Here is a 25198-nt window from a genome sequence, read left to right as displayed (position 1 = left end):
AATGAAACTGTTATTTTCTTTGCTGGCTGGGCTGCTTTTTGGATTGGGACTAATAGTGGCTGGAATGGCCAATCCGGCGAAAGTATTAGGATTTCTCGATATCAGTGGCCTGTGGGATCCGTCTTTGGGGCTAGTGATGGCCGGCGCGATTCTGGTGGGAACATTCGCCTTTTTCTTGACGAACAAACGCCGTATTAGCCTGTTGGGATTACCCATGCAATTACCGGTGGCAACAAAGATTGACCGGCGTTTAATTGGCGGCAGCCTGTTATTCGGCATGGGTTGGGGATTGGCCGGGATTTGTCCAGGACCGGCGTTGGTCTTGGTCGGGGCGGGCGTCAGCAAAGGGGTGATATTTACATTGGCAATGATAGCAGGAATGGCGATTTTTAGACTGATTGAGCGCGTGAGGGCAAATCGTCAGGCATAAAAAAATTTCAGACTGCTGACAAACCTCGCCCCTGCGATCTCTGGTGAAGAAGGCTGGTAGACGAGTCAAGCGTCTGCGCCAAACAAGAACGTATTCACGGCGTTTAACGAGCTACCGGTTTTCATCACTACGACCACTTGGCCGTTAAGCTTAACACCCCGTGAAATTGAGGTGTTAAGCTGGAGGCATACAGGCTTGAGAATTTATTTCAGGCCAGCAGCATCACGCAGTAGTTCAGCTTTGTCAGTGGCTTCCCAAGGGAAGTGTTCGCGACCAAAGTGACCATAAGATGCGGTTTCCCGGTAGATCGGTTGTAACAGATCCAGCATTTGGATTAAACCGTATGGACGCAGGTCGAAGAACTCGCGAACCAGCAACATTAGCTGTTCTGCAGGGACTTTCCCAGTACCGAAGGTTTCCACCATGATGGAAGTCGGCTCTGCTACGCCGATAGCGTAGGAAACCTGAATTTCACAACGTTCAGCCAAACCGGCTGCGACAATATTTTTCGCCACGTAACGCGCAGCATAAGCGGCAGAACGGTCAACTTTAGAAGGATCTTTACCGGAGAATGCACCGCCACCGTGACGAGCCATGCCGCCGTAAGTATCAACGATAATTTTACGACCGGTCAGACCGCAGTCACCCATGGGGCCACCGATAACAAAACGACCCGTTGGGTTGATGAAATACTTGGTGCTGGCAGACAGCCACTCGGCTGGCAGAACCGGCTTGATGATTTCTTCCATCACCGCTTCTTGCAGGTCTTTCAGCCCGATGTCTTCGGAATGCTGAGTTGACAGCACGACGGCATCAATACCCACAATTTTGTTGTCTTCATATTGGAAAGTCACCTGGCTTTTGGCATCGGGACGCAACCAAGGCAGAGTGCCGTTTTTACGCACTTCAGACTGACGATGAACCAAACGGTGAGCGTAAGTAATAGGCGCAGGCATCAGCACATCGGTTTCGTTGCTCGCGTAGCCAAACATCAGGCCCTGATCGCCAGCGCCTTGTTCCAGGGGATCGGCACGGTCAACGCCCTGGTTGATATCAGGAGACTGTTTGCCAATAGCGCTCAGTACCGCGCAGGAATTCGCATCAAAGCCCATATCAGAATTAACATAGCCAATCTCGCGAATGGTATTGCGAGTAATTTCTTCGATATCGACCCAAGCGCTGGTGGTGATTTCACCGCCAACCATCACCATGCCGGTTTTAACATAGGTTTCGCAGGCAACACGTGCTTTAGGATCCTGCTCCAGGATCGCGTCGAGTACGGCGTCGGAAATCTGGTCGGCGATTTTATCAGGATGCCCTTCTGAAACGGATTCTGATGTGAAAAGGTGTTTAGCCATTTTATCCTTTACCTTGGTGTTCGGGTTAAAGAATCACTGCATAGCGTTGCGGTGTGAATCAGTTGAACGAATGACGCTCATTTTCTGATCCTACAGTCCTACAACGCCCCCTTAGGCAAAGCCTCAAGCAGTAATCTAAAAAAGAGAGCCGATAGCGGCCTATTAATCATATCCATCATGATAGTATGGACGGATTAACATCTGGATGGCTATTTTAGGTCACCTTTAAACCTTATTACCAGCTCTTTTTGACATCAAATCATGCTGAGTGAGTCCCTGCGGCAATTTTTTTACCTATTGAAACAGTTATTCAACCATTTTCATTTTGCATTTTCCCTCTGTTCTAGGTATAAACTGCGCGCGCAGCTTATTTGATACGCAATGAAGAAGATGGCAGAAAATGGCATTAGCTCATTGTTTAATTGAGGTATGTTGGCGGTAATAACCCCGTTGACAACTTTGACTTAGGTGGCGGCGTCATCAAACTGTTACTTTTTTGGGCTATTTAATCAGTCTTGCTCGTTCAATCGTGAACGACATGCGTGGAGGTGGTTGGATTAATGATCCGTTGTCTATTGGTTGCTGCACATCAACAGCTGCGTCGTTCTGACGTTCAATCCCCCCTTGCAACCTTCCTTTCTTGTATACCATCAACCCGATGTTACACCCATATGGGTGCCACTCAGGATTCGCGGGCTGGTTAACGGTCGCCTGAAGTACTGAATCTGGGTCGTCAGCCGTCTATCTTTCCCGGCGTGTGCGACATCCGATTCACGAAATCTCAATACGTATGTTTCGTTAAACGTATTTTACATTTAAATGTGTTTTACAATTATCTGAGTGATAACTCGCGGTAATGCGGTGCTTTACAACGCATTAATCAGCTTAAACGGCGCGCACACGGGTTGTCCTTGCAGGTTGTAGCTGCGATAGTGGCTGACTTTATCGTCAGTATCGCAATAGAGGCGAATTATGTCTGATGATAACTTGATTGGCCGTCCGTCTACTGCGGGCGCACATGTTTCTTTACGCTCCATGCAGGAGGTTGCCATGAATGATCGTAATGCCAGCAAAATGCTGCGCACTTATAACGTCGCCTACTGGGGCGGAAACTATTTTGACGTCAACGAATTGGGCCATATCAGTGTTTGTCCTGATCCAGACGTCCCTCAGGCACGAGTCGATCTGGCGCAACTGGTCAAGGATATGCAGGAAGAGCGTGGGCAGCGTCTACCTGCTTTATTCTGTTTCCCGCAAATTTTGCAGCATCGTCTGCGTTCAATCAACGCAGCGTTTAAACGTGCGCGCGAAGAGTTTGGCTATCAGGGTAACTACTTCCTGGTTTATCCGATAAAAGTGAACCAGCATCGCCGAGTGATTGAATCCTTGGTGAATTCTGGTGAACCTTTGGGGCTGGAGGCGGGTTCAAAAGCAGAAATGATGGCAGTGCTGGCGCACGCAGGCATGACCCGTTCTGTGATTGTCTGTAATGGTTATAAAGATCGTGAATATATCCGTTTGGCGCTGACCGGCGAAAAACTGGGCCATAAAGTGTATCTGGTCATCGAGAAGATGTCAGAAATCAAAATGGTACTGGAAGAAGCCGCGCGTTTGGACGTCGTGCCGCGCTTGGGCGTCCGTGCTCGCTTGGCGTCACAAGGTTCCGGTAAATGGCAGGCCAGTGGTGGCGAAAAGTCCAAGTTTGGCTTATCGGCGACACAGGTTTTGCAACTGGTTGAAATGCTGCGTGAAGCCGACAAACTGGATAGCCTGCAATTGCTGCACTTCCATTTGGGTTCCCAGCTTTCCAACATTCGCGATATTTCCACTGGTGTACGTGAATCCGCTCGTTTCTACGTCGAATTGCATAAACTGGGTGTGAATATCCAGTGCTTCGATGTGGGCGGTGGTTTAGGCGTAGATTACGAAGGAACGCGCTCCCAATCTGATTGCTCGGTAAACTATGGTCTGAATGAATACGCCAATAACGTGATTTGGGGGATTGGCGACGCCTGCAATGAGCACGGTTTGCCGCATCCTACCGTGATTACCGAGTCAGGCCGTGCAGTCACCGCGCATCATACCGTGCTGGTTTCCAATGTTATCGGCGTAGAACGCAACGAATTTAGCGAACCGCAGGCACCGGCAGAAGATGCACCTCGCGCGCTGGAAAGTCTGTGGGATACCTGGCAGGAAATGCAGCGGCCGGAAAGCCGTCGTTCGCTGCGCGAATGGCTGCATGACAGTCAGATGGATTTGCACGATGTGCATACCCAATACGCCCACGGGATGTTGGATCTGACCCAACGAGCCTGGGCTGAGCAGCAGTACCTGACTATCTGCAATATGATCCAGCAACAGTTAGATCCAAGTAACCGCGCACATCGCCCGATTATTGACGAACTACAAGAACGCATGGCGGACAAACTGTACGTCAACTTCTCACTGTTCCAGTCAATGCCGGACGCGTGGGGCATCGATCAACTGTTCCCGGTTCTGCCGCTGGAAGGCTTGGATAAACCACCAGAGCGTCGTGCGGTACTGTTGGATATTACCTGCGATTCCGACGGGACTATCGATCATTATGTCGATGGTGACGGTGTGGCCACCACGTTGCCAATGCCTCCGTACGATCCAGAAAACCCACCAGCGCTGGGCTTCTTTATGGTGGGTGCTTATCAGGAAATTCTGGGCAACATGCATAACCTGTTCGGTGATACTGCCGCCGTCGATGTGTTTGTTTTCCCTGACGGTACTGTTGAAGTGGAACAAACCGATGAAGGCGACACCGTGGCAGATATGCTGGCCTATGTGCAGTTGGATCCGGAAAAACTGTTGAATCACTTCCGCGATCAGGTAAAAGAAACCGATCTGGCACCAGAGCTGCAAGCCCAGTTCCTGGAAGAGTTCGAGGCCGGTTTATATGGTTACACTTATCTCGAAGATGAGTAATAGCTAACGGATTTATCGGTTGTTACCCTAGGGCAGACTTCGGTTTGCCCTTGTTATTTTTATCTCCTCCATTTTTCTTTACTGCGTCGCACTCATTTCCCGCATAACACGTAAAATCAACCACACTCAGATCAGTGGGCTGACACCTGTTTCTCATGATAAATGGAGTGATAAAATGAGCTGGCTGAATGTATGTGAAGTATCGTATGTCAAACCGGATTCACCTTTCTCCGCTCGTGTGGGGGATAAACGGATTGGGATTTATATTATTGATGGTGAGTATTTTGCGATGGATGATATTTGCCCCCACGCCAACGCGTTACTCAGCCCCGGTTTTTTTGATGAGGGCACGATTGAATGTATGTTGCACGGCGCGGTGTTTGATGTACGAACCGGCCAGTGTTTACGGGAGCCGGGCGATCGCGACCTGCAAACTTATCCAGTGCGGGTAGAGGCGGGGCGAATTCAAGTGGAAATTATTGAAAGTTAATACTATTGAAAATAACCCTGCCAGCACTCAGCAGGCAGGGTAAACACTGATGATAAGGTTTAGTCGATGGTTATGTGATGTAATAACGCTATGTGATTCAATTCAGTCAGGTTGATTGCTACATTACAGCAATTGTATTAATAGCTGTTGCATCAGAGCAGCTTCCTCTAATCTGACTGGCGATAATTGACCGTTGACGTGGCTGTCGGTGGGTTGCGAAGGTAACGCGTAATCAACGCTAGAGCGATAGCTTTAATCTGAAAAACTAACAGATTCTGCTGTAGCGTCATGGAAGTTGCCTTCATTTGTTTTTAGTGATTGCCGTTTCAATATCGAGTCTGAGAAAATGGTAGACTTGAACGCTTTTTAAATCCGACCTGGAGTAAAACATGACCTCTCGTAAAGAGCTTGCCAACGCGATCCGCGCCCTTAGCATGGACGCCGTGCAGAAAGCGAATTCCGGCCACCCCGGAGCCCCTATGGGTATGGCAGATATTGCCGAAGTCCTGTGGCGTGATTACCTGAACCATAATCCAACCAATCCACACTGGGCTGACCGTGACCGCTTCGTGCTGTCCAACGGTCACGGCTCCATGTTGATCTACAGCTTGTTGCACCTCACCGGTTACGATTTGCCGATGGAAGAGCTGAAGAACTTCCGTCAGTTGCATTCGAAAACTCCGGGTCACCCGGAATACGGCTACACTGCCGGCGTAGAAACCACTACCGGCCCATTGGGGCAGGGTATTGCCAACGCAGTGGGTTTTGCGATTGCCGAGCGCACGCTGGGCGCGCAGTTCAACCGCCCAGGGCACGATATTGTTGATCACCATACCTACGCCTTTATGGGTGACGGCTGCATGATGGAAGGCATTTCTCACGAAGTGTGCTCTCTGGCCGGTACCATGAAATTGGGTAAACTGACCGCATTTTACGATGACAACGGTATTTCCATCGACGGCCACGTTGAAGGCTGGTTTACCGATGATACTGCCGCACGCTTCGAAGCCTATGGCTGGCATGTCGTTCGCCATGTAGATGGCCATAACGCAGACGCGATCAAAGCGGCGATCGAAGAAGCACATAAAGTTACGGATAAACCTTCGTTGCTGATGTGTAAAACCGTTATCGGTTTCGGTTCGCCAAACAAAGCCGGTACCCACGATTCCCATGGCGCACCTTTGGGTGCTGCAGAAGTGGCCGCAACTCGCGAAGTGCTGGGCTGGAAATACTCAGCCTTCGAAATTCCACAGGATATCTACGCGGCCTGGGATGCGAAAGAAGCAGGCAAAGCCAAAGAAGCGGCTTGGAACGAGAAGTTTGCTGCCTATGCTAAAGCTTTCCCGGAACTGGCTGCTGAATTCAAACGTCGCGTAAGCGGTGAACTACCCGCCAACTGGGAAATAGAATCCAGAAAATTCATTGAGCAGTTGCAGGCTAACCCAGCTAACATCGCCAGCCGTAAAGCATCACAAAATGCGTTGGAAGCTTTCGGTAAAGTGCTACCTGAATTCTTGGGCGGTTCTGCTGATTTGGCACCAAGCAACCTGACTATGTGGTCTGGCTCGAAAGCTTTGAACGATGACATCGCCGGTAACTACATTCATTACGGTGTGCGTGAATTTGGTATGTCCGCCATCATGAACGGTATTGCCCTGCACGGCGGTTTTATCCCTTACGGTGCAACCTTCCTGATGTTCGTCGAATACGCGCGTAACGCAGTGCGTATGGCTGCTCTGATGAAGATTCGTAGCATTTTCGTTTACACTCATGACTCTATCGGTCTGGGTGAAGATGGCCCAACCCATCAGCCAGTTGAGCAAATGGCGAGTCTGCGTGTTACGCCAAATATGAGCACATGGCGTCCATGTGACCAGGTTGAATCTGCGGTAGCATGGCAGTACGCATTGGAACGTAAAGACGGCCCAAGCGCACTGATCTTCTCTCGTCAAAATCTGGCGCAGCAGCCACGTGATGCGGTGCAGTTGGCTAACATCGCCAAAGGTGGTTATATCCTGAAAGATTGCGCTGGTCAGCCAGAGCTGATCTTCATTGCTACCGGTTCTGAAGTTGAGCTGGCGGTTGCTGCCGCAGATCAACTGACTACCGCAGGGCGTAAAGTCCGTGTTGTTTCTATGCCATCTACCGATGCATTTGATAAACAAGACGCAGCTTACCGCGAATCTGTTCTGCCTGCGTCGGTTAGCGCACGCGTTGCAGTGGAAGCGGGTATTGCAGACTACTGGTACAAATATGTTGGTCTGAACGGTGCCGTAGTGGGTATGACCAGCTTCGGCGAGTCTGCTCCGGCAGATCTGCTGTTCAAAGAGTTCGGTTTTACCGTTGAAAATGTCGTTGCGAAAGCTCAGGCGCTGTTGAAGTAACCGCCCCTGTTTTCAATGTGTAAAGGGGAAGGTATCCCCTGGTAATATCGATGTTAAAAGGTCGCTTCTGCGGCCTTTTTTTTGTCTGTTTTTCGCGAAAAAAAGATAGATATCTACCCTTTATCAGCAAGATATTCCCTTTGTACCTCGTTTGGTTTATTCTGGCTGAAGCGTTTCAGTTGTGGTTCATTATCACAGCCTGTCAGGAACAATATGACGCATACTGACAGTATGATTTTCTGAAATGTGATAAAGCGATGAATATCAGACCGCACGCTACAGTACTCTATGAGGTTGCATGAAGATAACCATAAAACAGGGAGTAACATGACAATCCGCATAGCGATAAATGGCTTTGGGCGTATTGGTCGTAGTGTATTACGTGCGCTGTATGAATCTGGCCGTCGGGCAGAAATTTCAGTGGTTGCCATTAATGAACTGGCAAACGCGGAAGGTATGGCTCATCTGCTTAAGTATGATTCCAGCCATGGTCGTTTCGCTTGGGATGTGCGTCAAGAGTGTGACAAATTATATGTCGGGGACGATATTATCCAGTTGTTCCATCAGCCAGAAATAGCCCAACTGCCCTGGGATGAGCTGGACGTTGATGTGGTACTGGATTGCAGCGGCGTGTATGGTTCCCGTCAGGATGGCGAGGCGCACTTGGCCTCCGGTGCCAGGAAGGTGCTGTTTGCTCATCCAGGTAGCCATGATTTGGATGCCACCGTGGTCTATGGGGTTAACCATCAGGATCTACGGGCAGAACATCGGATTGTTTCCAACGCCTCTTGTACGACCAATTGCATTATTCCCATTATTAAGCTGCTGGACGACGCCTATGGCATCGAATCCGGTACTGTCACCACCATCCATTCTGCGATGAATGACCAGCCGGTTATTGATGCTTATCATCAGGATTTACGGCGCACCCGAGCGGCCAGTCAATCGATTATTCCGGTTGATACCAAGCTGGCGGTGGGCATTACCCGTATATTTCCGAAGTTTTGCGATAGGTTTGAAGCTATCTCGGTACGTGTACCGACAATCAACGTCACGGCGATCGATTTGAGCGTCAGTGTGAGCAGCTCCGTCCGGGTGAGCGACGTCAACCAGCTTTTGCAAAAGGCGGCAATGGGCTCATTTCGTGGTATAGTTGACTATACGGAATTACCATTGGTGTCGACCGATTTTAACCACGATCCGCACAGTGCCATTGTTGATGGTACCCAAACGCGGGTCAGTGGGCAGCACCTGATCAAGACTCTGGTGTGGTGCGATAATGAATGGGGCTTTGCCAATAGAATGTTGGATACGACATTGGCAATGGCCGACAGCGGTTTCTAATACGGCGGTTCAATTCAACGGGTTACCCGGAGTTGACCTACTGATAAGCAACTTTAAAGAGAATCAACGAGAGGATTCACCATGGCTGTAATTAAGATGACCGATCTGGATCTAGCTGGCAAACGCGTGCTGATCCGTGCGGATCTCAATGTTCCGGTAAAAGATGGCAAAGTGACTTCCGATGCGCGTATCCGTGCATCCCTGCCGACTATCGAAGCGGCGCTGAAACAAGGCGCTAAAGTAATGGTTACCTCTCACCTGGGTCGTCCGACCGAAGGCGAGTACAACGAAGAGTTTTCTTTGCTGCCAGTGGTTAACTACCTGAAAGACAAACTGTCTTCTCCGGTGCGTCTGGCTAAAGATTACCTTGATGGCGTTGAAGTGGCTGCCGGTGAACTGGTGGTTCTGGAAAACGTTCGCTTTAACAAAGGCGAGAAAAAAGACGACGAAACCCTATCCAAAAAATATGCTGCTCTGTGTGATATTTATGTGATGGATGCCTTCGGTACCGCTCACCGTGCACAGGCTTCTACCCACGGCGTAGGCAAATTTGCACCTATCGCTTGTGCCGGCCCGCTGCTGTCAGCAGAGCTGGAAGCATTGGGTAAAGCGCTGGGTAACCCGGCTCGTCCGATGGTTGCTATCGTGGGTGGTTCTAAAGTTTCTACCAAGTTGACGGTACTGGGCGCGCTGTCCAAAATTGCTGACCAACTGATTGTGGGTGGCGGCATTGCGAACACCTTCGTGGCTGCTCAAGGCAACAACGTGGGCAAATCCCTGTACGAAGCTGATTTGATTCCAGAAGCCAAACGTCTGTTGGAAACCTGCAACATTCCGGTTCCTACTGATGTACGCGTAGCGACAGAGTTCTCTGAAACCGCTATCGCCACGCTGAAACCAGCCACTGAAATCAAAGACGATGAACAAATCCTGGATCTGGGCGACGTGTCTGCTGAACGTCTGGCCGAGATTCTGAAAAGCGCCAAAACCATTCTGTGGAATGGCCCGGTTGGCGTGTTCGAGTTCCCTAACTTCCGTAAAGGAACCGAGATCGTGGCTCGCGCCATCGCTGAGAGCGAAGCATTCTCTATCGCCGGCGGTGGTGACACTCTGGCAGCAATCGATCTGTTCGGTATTGCTGACCAAATTTCTTACATCTCTACTGGCGGTGGCGCATTCCTCGAATTCGTGGAAGGCAAAAAACTGCCAGCAGTAGTGATGCTGGAAGAGCGCGCTAAGCAGTAATTTAGATGACGGGGGGCGAAAGCCGCCCGTTTCGCTATTTCGCTGCTGTCGGTAGCCGCCGACAGATTGATCAGCGAAACCGATTCCATTTATCTTCGGCCGACGAAACAGGACAACGTAACATGTCTAAAATTTTTGATTTCGTAAAACCAGGCGTCATCACCGGTGATGACGTGCAGAAAGTGTTCGCAGTAGCTAAAGAAAACCACTTTGCGCTGCCAGCAGTAAACTGCGTGGGTACTGACTCCATTAACGCCGTGCTGGAAACAGCCGCGAAAGTGCGTGCTCCAGTTATCGTTCAGTTCTCTAACGGCGGCGCTGCGTTTATCGCAGGTAAAGGCGTGAAGACTGATGTACCACAAGGTGCTGCAATTCTGGGCGCAATCTCTGGTGCACACCATGTCCATCAGATGGCTGAGCATTACGGCGTTCCTGTCATCTTGCATACAGACCATTGCGCCAAGAAATTGCTGCCGTGGTTAGACGGCCTGTTAGACGCGGGTGAAAAACACTTCGCCGCTACCGGCAAACCACTGTTCTCTTCTCATATGATCGATCTGTCTGAAGAGTCTCTGGAAGAAAACATCGAAATCTGTAGCAAATACCTGACTCGCATGTCGAAAATTGGTATGACTCTGGAAATCGAACTGGGCTGTACCGGCGGTGAAGAAGATGGCGTAGACAACAGCCACATGGACGCTTCTTCCCTGTACACTCAGCCAGAAGACGTTGATTACGCTTATGAAAAACTGAACGCAATCAGCCCACGCTTCACCATCGCTGCCTCTTTCGGTAACGTTCACGGTGTTTACAAGCCAGGCAACGTTAAGCTGACGCCAACTATTCTGCGCGATTCTCAGGATTATGTTGCTAAGAAACACAATCTGCCGAATAACAGCCTGGACTTTGTATTCCACGGCGGGTCAGGTTCTACTGCGGCAGAAATCAAAGAAGCCGTTAGCTACGGCGTAGTGAAAATGAACATCGATACCGATACCCAATGGGCAACATGGGAAGGTATCTTGGAGTACTACAAAAAGAACGAAGGCTATCTGCAAGCTCAACTGGGTAACCCAGAAGGCGCAGACAAACCTAACAAGAAATATTACGATCCACGTGTTTGGCTGCGTTCGGCGCAGACTTCAATGATTGCCCGTCTGGAACTGGCATTCAAAGAATTGAACGCGGTAGACGTACTGTAATTCGCTTTTTTTGTCATCCGCTTAAAGGTCCCTGTTGGGGCCTTTTTCTTTTTTAGCGAACTCATTGGGTAAAAACAGAATTCTGGTCGTATATTTGGCCAATTTTAGGTAAAAAGTCTGATTCTGTTGGTATGGTTTTTCTGTCAATGTGGGTAACCGTGCCGATTATTCGCTACCCTCCAGGGTCGCATACGATGCTAGTCGATGACTGGCGGCAGTTTTTATGTAATTTCTCTTTATTGGGAGAGCTTCGTAGGATGCTTAAATTAGAAGAGTTAAACGTAGTTGATGGTATTAACAATGCAAGTAGCTGGCTGGTGAATAATCAGGAACTGCTGGTTCAGTATGCAGTGAATGTCATTGCAGCATTACTGATTCTAGCAGTCGGTTCTGTTATCGCTAGAATGGTTTCCAGTGCCGTAAACCGGGTTATGCGCCTGCGGGGCATTGATGTCACCGTGGCTGACTTCTTGGCGGCGATGGTACGCTATAGCATCCTGGCTTTCACGATTGTCGCTGTATTGGGCCGACTGGGTGTGCAAACCGCTTCAGTGATTGCCGTGATCGGTGCTGCTGGTTTAGCCGTGGGTTTGGCGCTGCAAGGTTCCCTTTCCAACTTTGCTGCCGGTGTGTTGCTGGTTGCCTTCCGTCCGTTCCGTGCTGGCGAATATGTCGATTTAGGCGGCATTGCTGGTACCGTAGTGCAGGTGCAGATTTTCTCTACCACTTTACGTACCGTCGATGGAAAGATCATTGTGGTGCCTAACGGTAAGATTATTGCCAACAACATCATTAACACCAGCCGCGAACCAAACCGCCGTACCGATATCACGATTGGCGTGGCTTATGATGCTGATATCGACGTAGTGAAAAAAGTGTTGGGTGATATTATCGCTGCCGATAGTCGTATTATCCATGAAAATGGCGTCACCGTCCGGCTGAATGAGATGGCTGCGTCCTCGCTAAACTTTACCGTTCGTGTCTGGACGACGAATGGCGAAGCGATGGAAGTGTATTGGGATTTACTGGAGAACTTCAAGCGCGCTCTGGATGCTCATAACATTGGTATTCCTTTCCCGCAGATGGATGTTCATCTCCATCAGACAGAGAAAAAGCCCGCAGTGGCAGAATAATTCTGTTGTCGATCTTAATCCAGTCAAAGCGGGTCGCAACGACCCGCTTTGACTCGGCTACTGTTCATCATTTTCACCTCATTTTTTCCCATTCTTCCCACCGGTGATTAGTTTTGCTTATCAGGTATAAGAAATATCAATTTCCTCTGATGAATATCTCTCCGTAATATGCTCGCAATCACTTCGCATATCAGTGAGTATTATTTAAAGGGAACAATATGTTAGCTACTTTTCTTCAAGGTTTTGCCCTCAGCGCTGCGATGATTCTGCCCCTAGGGCCACAAAATGCTTTTGTGATGAATCAGGGAATTAAGCGCCAGCACCATATCATGAGCGCCAGTCTGTGCGCTTTGAGCGATATCATCCTGATTTGTGGTGGAATATTTGGCGGCAGCGCCTTACTCAATCAGTCTCCGTTACTGCTGGCATTAGTGACTTGGGGCGGGGTGGCTTTCCTGTTGTGGTACGGCTGGGGGGCGCTGTGTGCGGCATGGCGTGGGGATACGCAAGAGACTTGCTCGACTGAGAGTGTAAAAAATCGTTGGCGGATCATCATGACTCTGTTGGCGGTGACCTGGCTTAACCCTCATGTCTATCTGGATACTTTTGTCGTCCTCGGCAGCCTGGGGGGACAATTGTTGCCAGACCTGCGTCTGTGGTTCGCTCTCGGTGCTGTTAGTGCTTCGATCAGCTGGTTCTTTGCTCTGGCATTATTGGCTGCTTGGCTGGCTCCTTGGCTTAATCGACCAACGGCACAGAGAGCGATAAATCTATTAGTTGGCGGTGTTATGTGGTTTATTGCCTTTCAATTAGCCAAACAGGGGCTGAGTTTCTGATTTTTTATCATTATTCCGAATCCATCTCAGCAAAAGATATGCTAGTTTTGATAGGTTACTGCATGAGTTAAGTGGCGAAGTAATTGTTCATAAATCGGATTTCGGTAAGCGTAATTAACTGCAAAGTAAGTTGCTTTTGAGTGAGATTAACTGGAGTTTGGTATTTTGCAGCAATTTTTCGCACTCGCATATTTTTAGGAGGCACTGTGAAGTTTAAGACATTGGCTTTAGCCGCAATGATGGGATTTGGGACGTTACCTTTAGTTTTACAAGCCGCTGAACTGCCGGAAGGGCCGCATGTTATCACCTCCGGGACTGCCAGCGTTGATGCTACACCGGATATCGCTACTCTGGCGATCGAAGTCAGCGTATCCGCCAAAGACGCAGCCGAAGCGAAAAAACAGGTTGATGCTCGCGTGGCGCAGTATTTTGATTTTCTGAAGAAAAACGGTATTGATAAGAAAGATATTAATGCGGCTAATTTACGGACTCAACCTGAATATGATTATAAGAAAACTGGCGAAGCGGTGTTAAAAGGCTATCGCGCGGTGCGCCAGGTTCAGGTGACGTTGCGTCAGTTGGATAAGCTGAACGAACTGTTGGACGGTGCGTTGAAGTCGGGTCTGAATGAAATTCGTGCCGTTGAGTTAGGCGTAGCAAACCCGGAGACTTACCGCGAGCAGGCGCGTAAAAAAGCCATTGATAACGCCATTGCTCAGGCCGGTTCTCTGGCTCAGGGTTTTAACACGACGTTGGGACCGGTTTATAGCATTCGCTATCGCGTTGCTAACTACCAGCCAATGCCGATAGCGCGGATGTATAAAAGCCCAGAAGCCGGGAGACAGAACGATGCTGCCCAAACTTATGAGCAGCAAACTATCCACTTTGACGATCAGGTCGATGTGGTATTCCAACTGAATCCGGCTAAATAAGCCGACAGTGTTAATCCTGCCGTAGTACCTGACGCCCATGTGATAACAGGGCGTCAGTCACTTTCCGCATGGTACGACTTTCTGGCGCAAAACGATGCCAAAACAGCATGCGACGCTGCAACAACCCCGGTGTCAAATCGATCAACTCCCCAGACTCCAATTCTTTTTCAATCTGCAAATGCGGAATCATACAGCAGGTCGTACCCTGACGAGCTAGCTGCACAAAGGCCTCGGATGAGTTCACTATGTGGCAAGGTACACTACCCGGAGATAAATCAAAGTTTTGCTGTAAAAATGCCTGATGCATATCATCCAGATGGTCAAAGGCCACCGCTGGCGCTTTCAACAGTGCAGTACGGGTTACGCCATTGGGAAAATAGCGCTCGGCAAAATTTTTCGATGCCACAAACAGATAATCCAGCGCGCCCAGTTGATCGACCAGACAACTCGGTAGTGGCTGCGGTTGGATACTGACTGCGCCAACTACTTCGCCGCGGCGTAAACGTTCCTGAGTGCGGGTTTCATCCTCGACCTGTAAATTTAATCGAATCGGTAAATCTGACAGCACCGGCTTCAGTGCGGGCAGCAGCCAGGTTGCCAAGCTGTCGGCATTAACTGCTAAAGATAGCAGCAACGGTGTATCCGCACCGTTATCGTTGCCCAGCCACTCTTCTTCCAGCAGTTCTACCTGATGCAGCAAAGCCAGCAGACGTTGGCCTTGCTCGGTTGGGCGGGGTGGTACAGTACGCACCAATAATGGCTGGCCGAACAGATTTTCCAACTGCTTAATACGCTGAGATACTGCCGATTGGGTGATACAAAGTTTTTGTGCCGCACGTTCAAAACCACGTTCACGGATCACCGCGTCCAGCGCTTGCAGCGTTCGATAGTCTGGGCGTTTCATCGGAGTACTCTCTCAAAAATTAAATCAATAAGGCACTATGCCACAGTTTGGTTATTTTGCTGCGGCAAAAATCACCGTAAATAATCTGGCCATATCGGAGCCTATCTGTGATCCAGGCAGGATTAACCGGGTGAGTTTCCGGCTTAATTGGCGGGATTTCCCACAGTCATGTTCTATAATAGCCACAGGTTTTCATATCAATAGGCAGTGAACTTACCATGACTCAGGATGAACTTAAAAAAGCGGTTGGTTGGGCAGCGTTAGAATACGTCAAGCCAGGCACGATTGTTGGTGTTGGCACCGGCTCTACCGCCGCACATTTTATTGATGCACTTGGCTCGATCAAAAATCAGATCGAAGGTGCGGTTTCCAGCTCTGATGCTTCAACAGCAAAACTGAAAAGCCTGGGTATCCACGTTTTTGATAGTAATGAAGTGGATGGATTGGATATCTACGTTGACGGCGCGGATGAAATCAACGGTCATATGCAAATGATTAAAGGCGGTGGTGCTGCCCTGACTCGTGAAAAGATCATTGCTGCAATGGCGCGTCAGTTTATCTGCATTGTTGATGCTTCCAAGCAGGTTGATATTCTGGGCAAGTTCCCGTTGCCAGTAGAAGTGATCCCAATGGCGCGTTCTTATGTCGCCCGTGAATTGGTGAAACTGGGTGGACTGCCAGAATATCGCCAGAATGTGGTAACGGATAACGGTAATGTGATTCTGGACGTATATAATCTGAATATTATGGACGCTATTGCACTGGAAAATAAAATCAACGGTATTGCCGGTGTGGTTACCGTTGGTCTGTTTGCCAATCGTGGTGCGGATATTGCCTTGGTAGGCACAGCCGAAGGCGTTAAAAAAGTTATTCGCTAATACGGTCACCGGGATGGCGTTTCGACGTTATCCCGATTATTTTTGCCTTTAATCATCTTTTCTTTAAAACCTTAATTTTAGTGACATATGTCACAGTGCCTTTATCTATTCCATTAACCTATCGTTAACTTGCAGTTACATGGTTTTTTCTGCCGTAAAACTTACTATTGAATGAAATTCATGCTGATGTTCAGGCAATCGTTTGTATTGCCGTCGGCAGAATATTTGTTATGTTGACTAGGTGCTAGCCAGATTCATCGATAAAGGCAGCCACATCTGAAGTCTGAAAATAGGGTTGGGGAAATGGCAAAAGTATCACTGGAAAAAGACAGAATTAAATTTTTGTTGGTTGAAGGGGTTCATCAGAGCACGGTTGATAATCTTCGCGCAGCCGGATATAGCAATATTGAATACCATAAGGGTGCGCTAGATACTGAATCGCTGAAGGAGTCGATCCGCGATGCTCACTTTATTGGGCTAAGATCGCGCACACATCTTTCCGAAGAGATTTTCGCTGCGGCTGAAAAATTGGTCGCCGTGGGTTGTTTTTGTATCGGCACGAATCAGGTTGATTTAAAAGCTGCAGCCAAACGCGGTATTCCGGTATTCAATGCGCCATTCTCCAATACCCGCTCCGTTGCCGAAATGGTTCTGGGCGAACTACTGTTGATGTTTCGTGGCATCCCGTCGGCCAACGCCAAAGCCCATCGCGGCGAGTGGAATAAACTGGCCGCTGGTTCCTATGAAGCACGGGGTAAAAAGCTGGGCATCATCGGTTACGGTCATATCGGTACGCAGCTTGGTATCTTGGCAGAAAGTCTGGGGATGAAGGTCTTTTTCTATGATATTGAAAACAAACTACCATTAGGTAATGCCCAACAGGTTCGTCATCTGTCCGACTTACTCAATATGAGCGATGTGGTCAGCCTGCACGTACCGGAAACGCGTTCGACCAAGAATATGATCAGCACTGAAGAATTGGCCCTGATGAAACCTGGCGCGCTGCTGATAAATGCTTCACGTGGCACTGTTGTGGATATTCCCGCGCTGTGTGATGCACTGGCCAGTAACCATATCGCGGGTGCGGCGATTGACGTCTTCCCGGCCGAGCCTGCCACTAACAGCGACCCATTCAACTCACCACTTTGCGAGTTTGATAACGTTTTGTTGACGCCGCATATCGGTGGCTCAACCCAGGAAGCACAAGAAAATATCGGTGATGAAGTCGCTGGTAAGCTGGCTAAGTATTCCGATAACGGTTCAACCTTATCGGCTGTCAACTTCCCTGAGGTTTCTCTACCGGCTCACGGCGATGAGACTCGCCGCCTGCTACATATTCATGAGAACCGTCCAGGCATTCTGACCAGTATTAACCAGATTTTTGCCGAACAAAACATCAATATTGCCGCGCAGTATCTGCAAACCAGTGCGGAAATCGGTTATGTGGTTATCGACGTGGAAACTGAAAATGTGGTGTTGGTGGAGAAAGCACTGCAACTGATGAAGGCGATTCCAGGGACCATTCGTGCCCGTCTGCTGTATTAGTCCGATTTTCCCGGTGTCTTCTGACTCCGGGAAATCTGCACGATTATTTGGCCTAACCGTTTCGGATTGCTACCAGCGCCACACTTTGCCAGGGGTGATAATTTCAGGTAAGGGAATATCCCAATGTTCCACTGGCAAGTCGTCGACTAATTGGCAATCATGCGCCAATCCAATAGGGTAAGGGCCGCATTGCTGCCAGTTCTGCAAAGTACGATCATAAAATCCGCCACCCATTCCCAAACGTTGCCCGTGACGGTCAAAAGCCACCAGCGGCGTAATCATGATATCCAACTGTGATAATGGTAGAACCTGCGTGACATCCCATTGTGGCTCGCGGATTTTCAGCCGATTTTGTCTCAGCGGCGTCTCGGCATCATAGCGCAAAAACAGTAAGTTCCCGGGGCTAAACGGGTGCAAGACCGGAAGATAAACATGTTTATTCTGTTGCCAGAGTTGCTGAATAATGGGCTGGGTATTGAGTTCGCCATCAAAAGAAAGAAACAGAGCGATACTGCGAGCCTGTTGAATTTTTTTATGCTGTTGGACTTGCTGGCTGGCGAGCAGAGCGGAATCGTGTTGCTGTTCAGGACTGAGTAAGCGTCGCCGTTGGCGAATCTCGCTTCTGATTTGTTGGCGTAACGAACTATGCTGGGAATTGAAAGGCATAAACTGCCTATTTTACAAATCGGTATTTTTGCTAATCACGAACACGTCGTTTCATGATTAATAAAGGGATCTCCAAGGTGCCGCCGCAGGCTGTAACCCTTGAACCCTTGGTTCAAGGTGAACGCAGTGTCGCTACCTTAAGGCTTCTCGGCGAACCGAGCATGCTCACCGGTTACGGATCACAACATTCTGTTGGTATTAAATATCGGCTCAGGGGACTGGCCCGCTGACGAACACCTCAGAGAAATTCTTTACTCACTGCTGAATCTATCATTCAACAACGATTTATTCAAATTGTGCATCCTGACGTTCAGAGATGCGACCTTGTTCAAGTAATGCTTGTTCAATGGTCTGTTGTAGCATCCTAATACGTTGCTCCATATTGGATGCATAGTCACGTGTTTTTAATCTTTCTTGAGCAAGTTCGTGACATACGTTCAATGCTGCGATGAAAACTAATTGCTCCGTATTGGTGACTCTAGTGCGAACTTTAAGATCTTGCAACCGTTGGTTAAGATCTTCTGCAGCCATGTTCAACGCATCTTGTTGTTCTGGCGGACAATTAACTCTTAACGAGCGACCAAAAATTTGAATATCTACCGGTTGTGCAGACATGCCACCTTCCTGACTGATTTTCGCGCTAGCCTTGTAACACCAGAGCTGAATGGCTCTTGACGGTCAAAGCGGGCGCCACTATATATACCTCGATACCAAGATACAACCCCTTTATAGCGTTGCGTTTTCTGGTATAGCGACTGATCTTGGTGGTAGCATAACACGAACTTATCCTGCCAACGATGATGAATACGCATGTCCATACAGAATACATTACCCACTTACCTATCACTTGCTCAGGCGCTGAATCAGCAGGCCGTGGCGTTAACTCCTGCCGAAATGCATGGCCTGATCAGCGGTATGCTGTGTGGTGGCAGTAAAGACAACGGTTGGCAAACGCTGCTTCACGAACTGACCAACGAAGGCTTGGCCTTCCCTCAGGCCCTGGGGTTGCCTCTGCAACAATTGCATGAAACCACTCAGGAAGCTCTCGAAAATGAAGGCTTTATGTTCCAGCTATTACTGCCAGAGGGCGATGATGTCAGCGTATTTGATCGCGCCGATGCCCTGTCTGGCTGGGTCAATCACTTCCTGCTCGGTTTGGGAATGCTACAACCTAAGCTGGCTCAAGTGAAAGACGAAGTCGGCGAAGCCATTGACGATTTACGTAATATTGCTCAACTTGGCTATGACGAAGATGAAGATCAAGAAGAACTGGCTCAATCATTGGAAGAAGTTGCCGAATACGTTCGGGTTGCTGCGTTACTCTGCCATATCGAGTTTACTCAGCCAAAACCGACAGCGGTAGAAATGCCGAAACCTACGCTGCACTAACCGTGCATCGGTGGTTGATGACTTCGGTTATACAACCCGCCATCGGCCTGGCGTGTTTTACTGCGACAGGCTGATATTTTTCTAGATTGATTGATCGTTTCCCATATTCGATACAATAGATTTCAGGAGAAGGTGATGACTCAGCAAGAATATCAGAATCGACGTCAGGCGCTGCTGGCCAAGATGGCTCCGGCCAGTGCCGCAATTATTTTCTCCGCTCCGGAGGCCATTCGCAGTGCGGATTCTGAATATCCCTATCGTCAGAATAGTGATTTCAGTTATTTAACCGGTTTTAATGAGCCTGAAGCAGTACTGATTTTAGTCAAAAGTGACGAAACCCATAATCACAGTGTTTTGTTCAATCGGGTGCGAGATCTTACCGCCGAAATCTGGTTTGGTCGTCGTTTGGGGCAGGATGCTGCGCCGGAGAAACTCGGCGTTGATCGGGCATTGCCTTTTGATGAGATTGATGAACAACTTCATCTGTTATTCAATGGATTGGATGTGGTTTACCACGCTCAAGGTGAATATGCTTACGCCGATCAGATTGTGTATTCGGCGCTGGATATATTACGTCGTGGGTTCCGTAAAAACCTGCGCGCACCAGCAACCTTGACAGACTGGCGTCCGTGGCTGCATGAAATGCGCCTGTTTAAATCGGCGGAAGAAATTGAAGCGATTCGTCGCGCCGGTGAAATCAGCGCAATGGCTCATACCCGTGCGATGCAAAAATGCCGTCCTGGCATGTTCGAATACCAATTGGAAGGGGAAATTCTGCATGAGTTTATCCGCCACGGTGCACGTTTTCCTGCATATAACACCATTGTTGGCGGCGGCGAGAATGCCTGCATTTTGCACTATACCGAGAATGAGTGTGAGCTGCGCGATGGCGATCTGGTATTGATCGATGCGGGTTGTGAATATCAGGGTTATGCTGGTGATATCACTCGTACTTTCCCGGTAAACGGCAAGTTTTCTCCCGCACAGCGTGCGGTATATGACATTGTGCTTGAATCTATTGATACCGCGCTGACATTGTTCAAACCGGGCATCAGTATCCGTGACGTGAATGATCGCGTGGTGTGTATCATGGTCACCGGTTTGGTTGAACTGGGTATTCTTCAAGGTGACGTCGAGCAACTGCTTGCCGAGCAAGCCCACAGACCGTTCTTTATGCACGGCCTGAGTCACTGGCTGGGAATGGATGTGCATGATGTTGGCGATTACCAAACCAGCGATCGGAGTCGTATTTTGGAGCCAGGCATGGTGTTAACCATTGAGCCGGGTTTGTATATTGCGCCAGATGCTGATGTTCCTATGGAGTACCGGGGTATTGGTATTCGTATCGAAGACGATATTCTGATTACCGAAACCGGTAATGAAAACCTAACGGCGAAAGTCGTGAAAAAGGTTGAAGAGATTGAAGCCTTAATGGCGGCGGCAAAGTAAACGATGAGCATCATTATAGTTGGCGGTGGCATGGCCGGTGCGACACTGGCTCTGGCGCTCTCTTACCTGACTCGTGGTCAATTATCCATTGCGCTGGTAGAGGCTGCTTCGCCCGATAATCTTGCCCATCCAGGCTTTGATGGACGGGCGATTGCGTTATCTCAGGGAACCTGCCAACAATTGGCGCGTATCGGTATCTGGCCAGCGCTGGCTGAGGGTGCGACGGCGATAACCCATGTGCAGGTTAGCGATACGGGTCACGCTGGTTTTGTTAATCTGCGCGCTGACGACTATCGGGTTCCGGCTTTGGGCAACGTTATCGAGTTACACCAGGCCGGAGAGCGATTATTTGCGTTACTGGCGAAGGCTCCGGGCGTGACTGTGCATTGTCCCGCCAAACTCGTGGACGTACAGCGAACGGCTGACAATGCGACTGTGATATTGGATAACGGTCAGTGCCTGACGGCTGATTTACTGGTTGCTGCTGACGGTTCTCACTCCAAACTGGCCGCGGCCTGCAATATTCAGTGGCAGCAGCAGGATTATCAGCAAATTGCCGTGATCGCTAATATCACTACGTCTGAACTTCCTGCCGGTCGGGCATTTGAGCGATTTACCTGCAATGGGCCGCTGGCGTTACTACCGATGTCGGAAGGACGTAGCTCGCTGGTATGGTGCCATCCACAGCAAGCTCAGGGCCAAGTCGATGGTTGGGATGACGCTCGCTTTTTGGCGGAGCTGCAACAGGCTTTTGGCTGGCGACTAGGTAAAATGCTGCAAGCAGGAAAACGACACAGCTACCCACTGCGATTGTTAACGGCATCCAGCCATGTTAGCCACCGCTTGGCATTGGTGGGAAATGCGGCGCAAACCCTGCATCCAATTGCTGGACAAGGTTTTAATCTGGGATTACGTGACGTGATGTCGCTCGCCGAAACGCTGGCTGATGCGGTGCATGCAGGTGTCGATCTGGGCACTTATGCAGTATTAAGTCGCTATCATCATCGTCGCCAGAAGGACCAACAGGCCACCATCGGCGTCACTGATGGGTTGATTCGTTTGTTTGCAAATAATTACGCGCCACTGGCTGTCGGGCGCAATTTGGGCTTAATGGTGATGGAGCAGACGCCAGCTCTGCGTGATACCTTTGCCCGGCGGACGCTGGGCTGGGTTGAGCGTTAAGCGTGCATTTAGAGCCTTCCATCCGTGGTGGACCGGCTCTTTTCAGTTTTCACGACAGGAAATAAAGCAGCATGCAATCATTTGATGTGGTTATCGCCGGTGGCGGTATGGTGGGGCTGGCACTGGCTTGCGGTTTACAGGGCAGTGGCCTACGTATTGCCATCTTGGAGCATCAACAGCCGGAAGACGCATTAACCGAGCCGCTGATGGGTGCGCCAGAGCTGCGGGTTTCTGCTATCAATGCCGCTAGTGAGAAATTGCTTCAGCATATTGGCGTTTGGGATCGTATGGTGGCGATGCGCGCCAGCCCTTATGACGGTATGGAAGTCTGGGATCAAGACAGCTTCGGTAAAATTGCTTTCCGCGCCGATGAGTACGGTTTCAGTCATTTAGGCCATATCATTGAAAATCGAGTGATTCAGCAAGCGTTATGGCAACGAGCCAACCAGTTACCTGATGTGACGTTGCTGGCTCCCGCCAGCCTGAAACAGGTAGCTTGGGGGGAGAACGAAGCTTTCATTACCCTAACTGACGGCCGTCTGCTCAGTGCGAGATTGGTGGTTGGAGCCGATGGCGCTAATTCGTGGCTGCGCCAGCATGCGGATATTCCATTGACCTTCTGGGATTATGGTCATCATGCACTGGTGGCTACCATCCGTACCGCAGAACCACACCATGCCAAAGCTCGCCAAGTCTTTCACGGTGATGGCATTCTGGCATTCTTGCCATTGAGTGAGCCAGATCTTTGTTCGATTGTTTGGTCGTTACCACCAGAAAAAGCCGTGCGATTGGCGGAATTAACCCCTGAAGCATTCAACCGTGAGCTTGGCGTCGCCTTTGATATGCGCTTGGGCATGTGTCAGCTTGAAAGCGAAAGACAGACTTTCCCGCTAATGGGGCGCTATGCCCGCAGCTTTGCCGCACATCGTCTGGTGCTGGTGGGGGATGCCGCTCACACCGTACATCCGCTGGCTGGACAGGGGGTCAATCTAGGCTTTATGGATGTTGCTGAGTTGGTGTCAGAACTTCGTCGGTTACAAAAACAGGGCAAGGATATTGGCCAGAACCTGTATTTACGCCGCTATGAGCGCCGTCGCAAACACAGTGCTGCGCTGATGCTTGCCGGTATGCAGGGTTTTCGCGAACTATTTTCTGGCAGTAATCCCGCGCAAAAACTGTTACGCGATATCGGATTAACGCTGGCTGACAATCTACCTGGTGTAAAACCAAAGCTGGTTCGTCAGGCTATGGGGCTAAATGATCTACCTGAATGGCTAAAGTATTAACCCTCGGTTGAAAAAATCTAATTTCAAGTCTGTTTTCACATTATATTTCCTCATGTATTGCCAGATGCCCAAAAGTTGAAACTGAGGGCTAGCTGGCAGTTTGGTTATATAACATCGGTAACTTTACTGATTATTTGTTAATTATGTGCCTCTGTGCGCAGTTTGCTAGTTGAAAACTCTGCACAATATCCCTGCCTTTTGTGGTTGCCGAACCGCCTACCGAATAATTTAGTTTATGGTTCCCTAGTCGATTCAGTGATAACGTCAGGTGAAAGGTATCGTTTGCGTTTCGGTGTTTAACCGCGATTTCACGACCGTTCACCGAAGTCTTGATGGATTTGGTCTGACGCAACGTTCTGTTGAGCAAGTCAGCGAGTGCCAGCGGTAAGGCCGTGAACCGGATTATATGTTCGGATTATTTCTATCGCAGAATTGGTGCCCTGAATTTCTCTTGTGTCCGGAACACTGTTTGAGTGAAAAGAGGGAAAAGATGGCAAAGCAGACCCCACTGTACGACCAACATGTGGCGTGCGGTGCGCGCATGGTAGATTTTCATGGCTGGATGATGCCGCTGCATTATGGCTCCCAGTTAGATGAACACCACATCGTTCGGCAAGATGCTGGTATGTTCGATGTCTCTCACATGACAATTGTCGATTTACACGGTGCCCGAACCCGTGAATTCCTGCGTTATCTGTTGGCGAACGACGTTGCCAAACTTACTCAGCCGGGCAAAGCGCTCTACACCGGCATGCTGAATGCTTCTGGCGGTGTTATTGATGATTTGATTGTTTATTTCCTTACTGAAGATTATTTCCGCCTAGTGGTTAACTCAGCTACGCGGGAAAAAGATCTGGCCTGGATCACTCAGCACGCTGAGTCTTACAACATCTCCATTACCGTACGTGATGATTTGGCTTTGGTTGCCATTCAGGGGCCTCAAGCGCAGGAGCGCGTGGCAACCTTATTAACTGCCGAGCAAAAGCAGGCTATTGCAGAGATGAAACCATTCTTTGGTATTCAGACTGGCGATCTGTTTATTGCCACCACCGGTTATACCGGCGAGGCAGGTTATGAAATTGCCTTACCAAAAGAACAAGTGGTTGATTTTTGGCAGAAACTGCTAGCTGCTGGTGTGAAACCTGCTGGGTTGGGCGCCCGAGATACTCTGCGTCTGGAAGCGGGCATGAATCTTTACGGTCAGGAGATGGACGAAGGCGTTTCTCCGCTGGAAGCCAATATGGGCTGGACTGTGGCTTGGCTACCGGAAGATCGTCAGTTTATTGGCCGTGAAGCGCTGGAACAACAACGTGCCAGAGGCACCGATAAGTTGGTTGGCCTGATCATGACGGAAAAAGGCGTGCTGCGAAATGAGCTACCCGTTCATTTCAGCGATGCAGCAGGTAACCTGCATACCGGGGTGATTACCAGCGGTTCATTTTCTCCAACGCTGGGCTTCAGTATCGCCTTGGCGCGAGTCCCTGCGGGTATTGGCGAGCAGGCGGTAGTGCAAATTCGTAACCGTGAAATGCCAGTTAAGGTCACCAAACCCGGTTTTGTGCGAGCGGGTAAAGCGGTCGCGCTGTAATTTTA

The 25198-nt window shown here is 49.5% G+C and carries 22 protein-coding genes and 1 other RNA gene; 18 read left to right on the top strand and 5 right to left on the bottom strand.

Annotation, left to right across the window (positions count from 1 at the left end):
- The first annotated feature begins 1 nt into the window (after position 1).
- Complete coding sequence (locus tag DJ39_RS16460; RefSeq protein WP_004719247.1) at positions 2-430, top strand: DUF6691 family protein; 429 nt, start codon at positions 2-4, stop codon at positions 428-430.
- Between the two features lie 203 nt (positions 431-633).
- Here the strand turns inward: DJ39_RS16460 and metK are convergent, their stop codons facing one another.
- Positions 634-1788, bottom strand: a complete 1155-nt coding sequence (gene metK, locus DJ39_RS16455) for a methionine adenosyltransferase (protein WP_004719246.1) — start codon at positions 1786-1788, stop codon at positions 634-636.
- Positions 1789-2348: 560 nt separating this feature from the next.
- Between metK and DJ39_RS18500 the strand changes: the two genes are divergently transcribed.
- From DJ39_RS18500 to DJ39_RS16410, 10 genes are all read left to right on the top strand, one after another.
- Positions 2349-2492, top strand: a complete 144-nt coding sequence (locus DJ39_RS18500) for a hypothetical protein (RefSeq protein ID WP_420804279.1) — start codon at positions 2349-2351, stop codon at positions 2490-2492.
- A 268-nt stretch (positions 2493-2760) separates the two neighbouring features.
- Positions 2761-4740 (top strand): biosynthetic arginine decarboxylase, encoded by a 1980-nt coding sequence (speA, locus tag DJ39_RS16450; RefSeq protein WP_038241001.1) that lies wholly within the window; start codon positions 2761-2763, stop codon positions 4738-4740.
- 175 nt (positions 4741-4915) lie between these two features.
- Entirely contained in the window at positions 4916-5230 is a 315-nt protein-coding gene (locus DJ39_RS16445; RefSeq protein WP_038251592.1) for a non-heme iron oxygenase ferredoxin subunit, read from the top strand.
- Positions 5231-5619: 389 nt separating this feature from the next.
- On the top strand, positions 5620-7614 hold the full coding sequence (gene tkt, locus DJ39_RS16440) for a transketolase (protein WP_038241006.1): 1995 nt from the start codon (positions 5620-5622) through the stop codon (positions 7612-7614).
- A gap of 327 nt (positions 7615-7941) precedes the next feature.
- On the top strand, positions 7942-8958 hold the full coding sequence (gene epd / locus DJ39_RS16435) for an erythrose-4-phosphate dehydrogenase (RefSeq protein WP_038241008.1): 1017 nt from the start codon (positions 7942-7944) through the stop codon (positions 8956-8958).
- 81 nt (positions 8959-9039) lie between these two features.
- Positions 9040-10203: a phosphoglycerate kinase gene (pgk, locus tag DJ39_RS16430; RefSeq protein WP_038241010.1), complete on the top strand. Its 1164-nt coding sequence runs from the start codon at positions 9040-9042 to the stop codon at positions 10201-10203.
- A 122-nt stretch (positions 10204-10325) separates the two neighbouring features.
- Complete coding sequence (fbaA, locus tag DJ39_RS16425) at positions 10326-11405, top strand: class II fructose-bisphosphate aldolase (RefSeq protein WP_038241115.1); 1080 nt, start codon at positions 10326-10328, stop codon at positions 11403-11405.
- Positions 11406-11662: 257 nt separating this feature from the next.
- Positions 11663-12538: a small-conductance mechanosensitive channel MscS gene (gene mscS, locus DJ39_RS16420; protein ID WP_004719225.1), complete on the top strand. Its 876-nt coding sequence runs from the start codon at positions 11663-11665 to the stop codon at positions 12536-12538.
- Positions 12539-12756: 218 nt separating this feature from the next.
- A complete protein-coding gene (gene argO / locus DJ39_RS16415; RefSeq protein ID WP_004719224.1) occupies positions 12757-13374 on the top strand; it encodes an arginine exporter ArgO in 618 nt (205 codons plus the stop codon).
- Positions 13375-13580: 206 nt separating this feature from the next.
- Positions 13581-14306, top strand: coding sequence for an oxidative stress defense protein (locus DJ39_RS16410; protein WP_004719222.1), 726 nt, complete (start codon positions 13581-13583; stop codon positions 14304-14306).
- Between the two features lie 10 nt (positions 14307-14316).
- Here DJ39_RS16410 and DJ39_RS16405 read toward each other — a convergent pair whose 3' ends face one another.
- The gene (locus DJ39_RS16405) at positions 14317-15210 is read right to left on the bottom strand and encodes a LysR family transcriptional regulator ArgP (RefSeq protein WP_004719221.1); all 894 of its coding nucleotides are present in this window, start codon (positions 15208-15210) and stop codon (positions 14317-14319) included.
- Between the two features lie 218 nt (positions 15211-15428).
- On the opposite strand from DJ39_RS16405, the gene rpiA reads away from it, so the two are divergent.
- Together rpiA and serA are read left to right on the top strand one after the other, a co-directional pair.
- Positions 15429-16088, top strand: a complete 660-nt coding sequence (gene rpiA / locus DJ39_RS16400) for a ribose-5-phosphate isomerase RpiA (RefSeq protein WP_004719217.1) — start codon at positions 15429-15431, stop codon at positions 16086-16088.
- A gap of 303 nt (positions 16089-16391) precedes the next feature.
- Positions 16392-17633, top strand: a complete 1242-nt coding sequence (gene serA, locus DJ39_RS16395) for a phosphoglycerate dehydrogenase (protein ID WP_004719215.1) — start codon at positions 16392-16394, stop codon at positions 17631-17633.
- Between the two features lie 69 nt (positions 17634-17702).
- Here the strand turns inward: serA and DJ39_RS16390 are convergent, their stop codons facing one another.
- From DJ39_RS16390 to zapA, 3 genes are all read right to left on the bottom strand, one after another.
- Complete coding sequence (locus DJ39_RS16390; RefSeq protein WP_004719213.1) at positions 17703-18299, bottom strand: 5-formyltetrahydrofolate cyclo-ligase; 597 nt, start codon at positions 18297-18299, stop codon at positions 17703-17705.
- A gap of 65 nt (positions 18300-18364) precedes the next feature.
- A non-coding RNA gene (gene ssrS, locus DJ39_RS17645) (6S RNA) lies at positions 18365-18547 on the bottom strand.
- Between the two features lie 37 nt (positions 18548-18584).
- The gene (gene zapA / locus DJ39_RS16385; RefSeq protein ID WP_004706812.1) at positions 18585-18914 is read right to left on the bottom strand and encodes a cell division protein ZapA; all 330 of its coding nucleotides are present in this window, start codon (positions 18912-18914) and stop codon (positions 18585-18587) included.
- Positions 18915-19109: 195 nt separating this feature from the next.
- Between zapA and DJ39_RS16380 the strand changes: the two genes are divergently transcribed.
- The 5 genes from DJ39_RS16380 to gcvT all read left to right on the top strand — a co-directional run bounded on the left by DJ39_RS16380 (position 19110) and on the right by gcvT (position 25193).
- On the top strand, positions 19110-19688 hold the full coding sequence (locus DJ39_RS16380; RefSeq protein WP_004719211.1) for a YecA/YgfB family protein: 579 nt from the start codon (positions 19110-19112) through the stop codon (positions 19686-19688).
- 135 nt (positions 19689-19823) lie between these two features.
- Entirely contained in the window at positions 19824-21137 is a 1314-nt protein-coding gene (gene pepP, locus DJ39_RS16375) for a Xaa-Pro aminopeptidase (RefSeq protein WP_038251590.1), read from the top strand.
- 3 nt (positions 21138-21140) lie between these two features.
- Complete coding sequence (gene ubiH, locus DJ39_RS16370) at positions 21141-22319, top strand: 2-octaprenyl-6-methoxyphenyl hydroxylase (protein WP_004719207.1); 1179 nt, start codon at positions 21141-21143, stop codon at positions 22317-22319.
- A 71-nt stretch (positions 22320-22390) separates the two neighbouring features.
- Complete coding sequence (gene ubiI, locus DJ39_RS16365) at positions 22391-23605, top strand: FAD-dependent 2-octaprenylphenol hydroxylase (protein WP_004719205.1); 1215 nt, start codon at positions 22391-22393, stop codon at positions 23603-23605.
- 490 nt (positions 23606-24095) lie between these two features.
- A complete protein-coding gene (gene gcvT, locus DJ39_RS16360; RefSeq protein ID WP_038241016.1) occupies positions 24096-25193 on the top strand; it encodes a glycine cleavage system aminomethyltransferase GcvT in 1098 nt (365 codons plus the stop codon).
- Positions 25194-25198 lie beyond the last annotated feature (5 nt).

It is taken from the genome of Yersinia ruckeri ATCC 29473, from assembly GCF_000754815.1.
In the GTDB taxonomy this organism is placed as follows: Bacteria; Pseudomonadota; Gammaproteobacteria; order Enterobacterales; family Enterobacteriaceae; genus Yersinia; species Yersinia ruckeri.
This window is presented reverse-complemented; position numbering and strand designations above follow the sequence as displayed.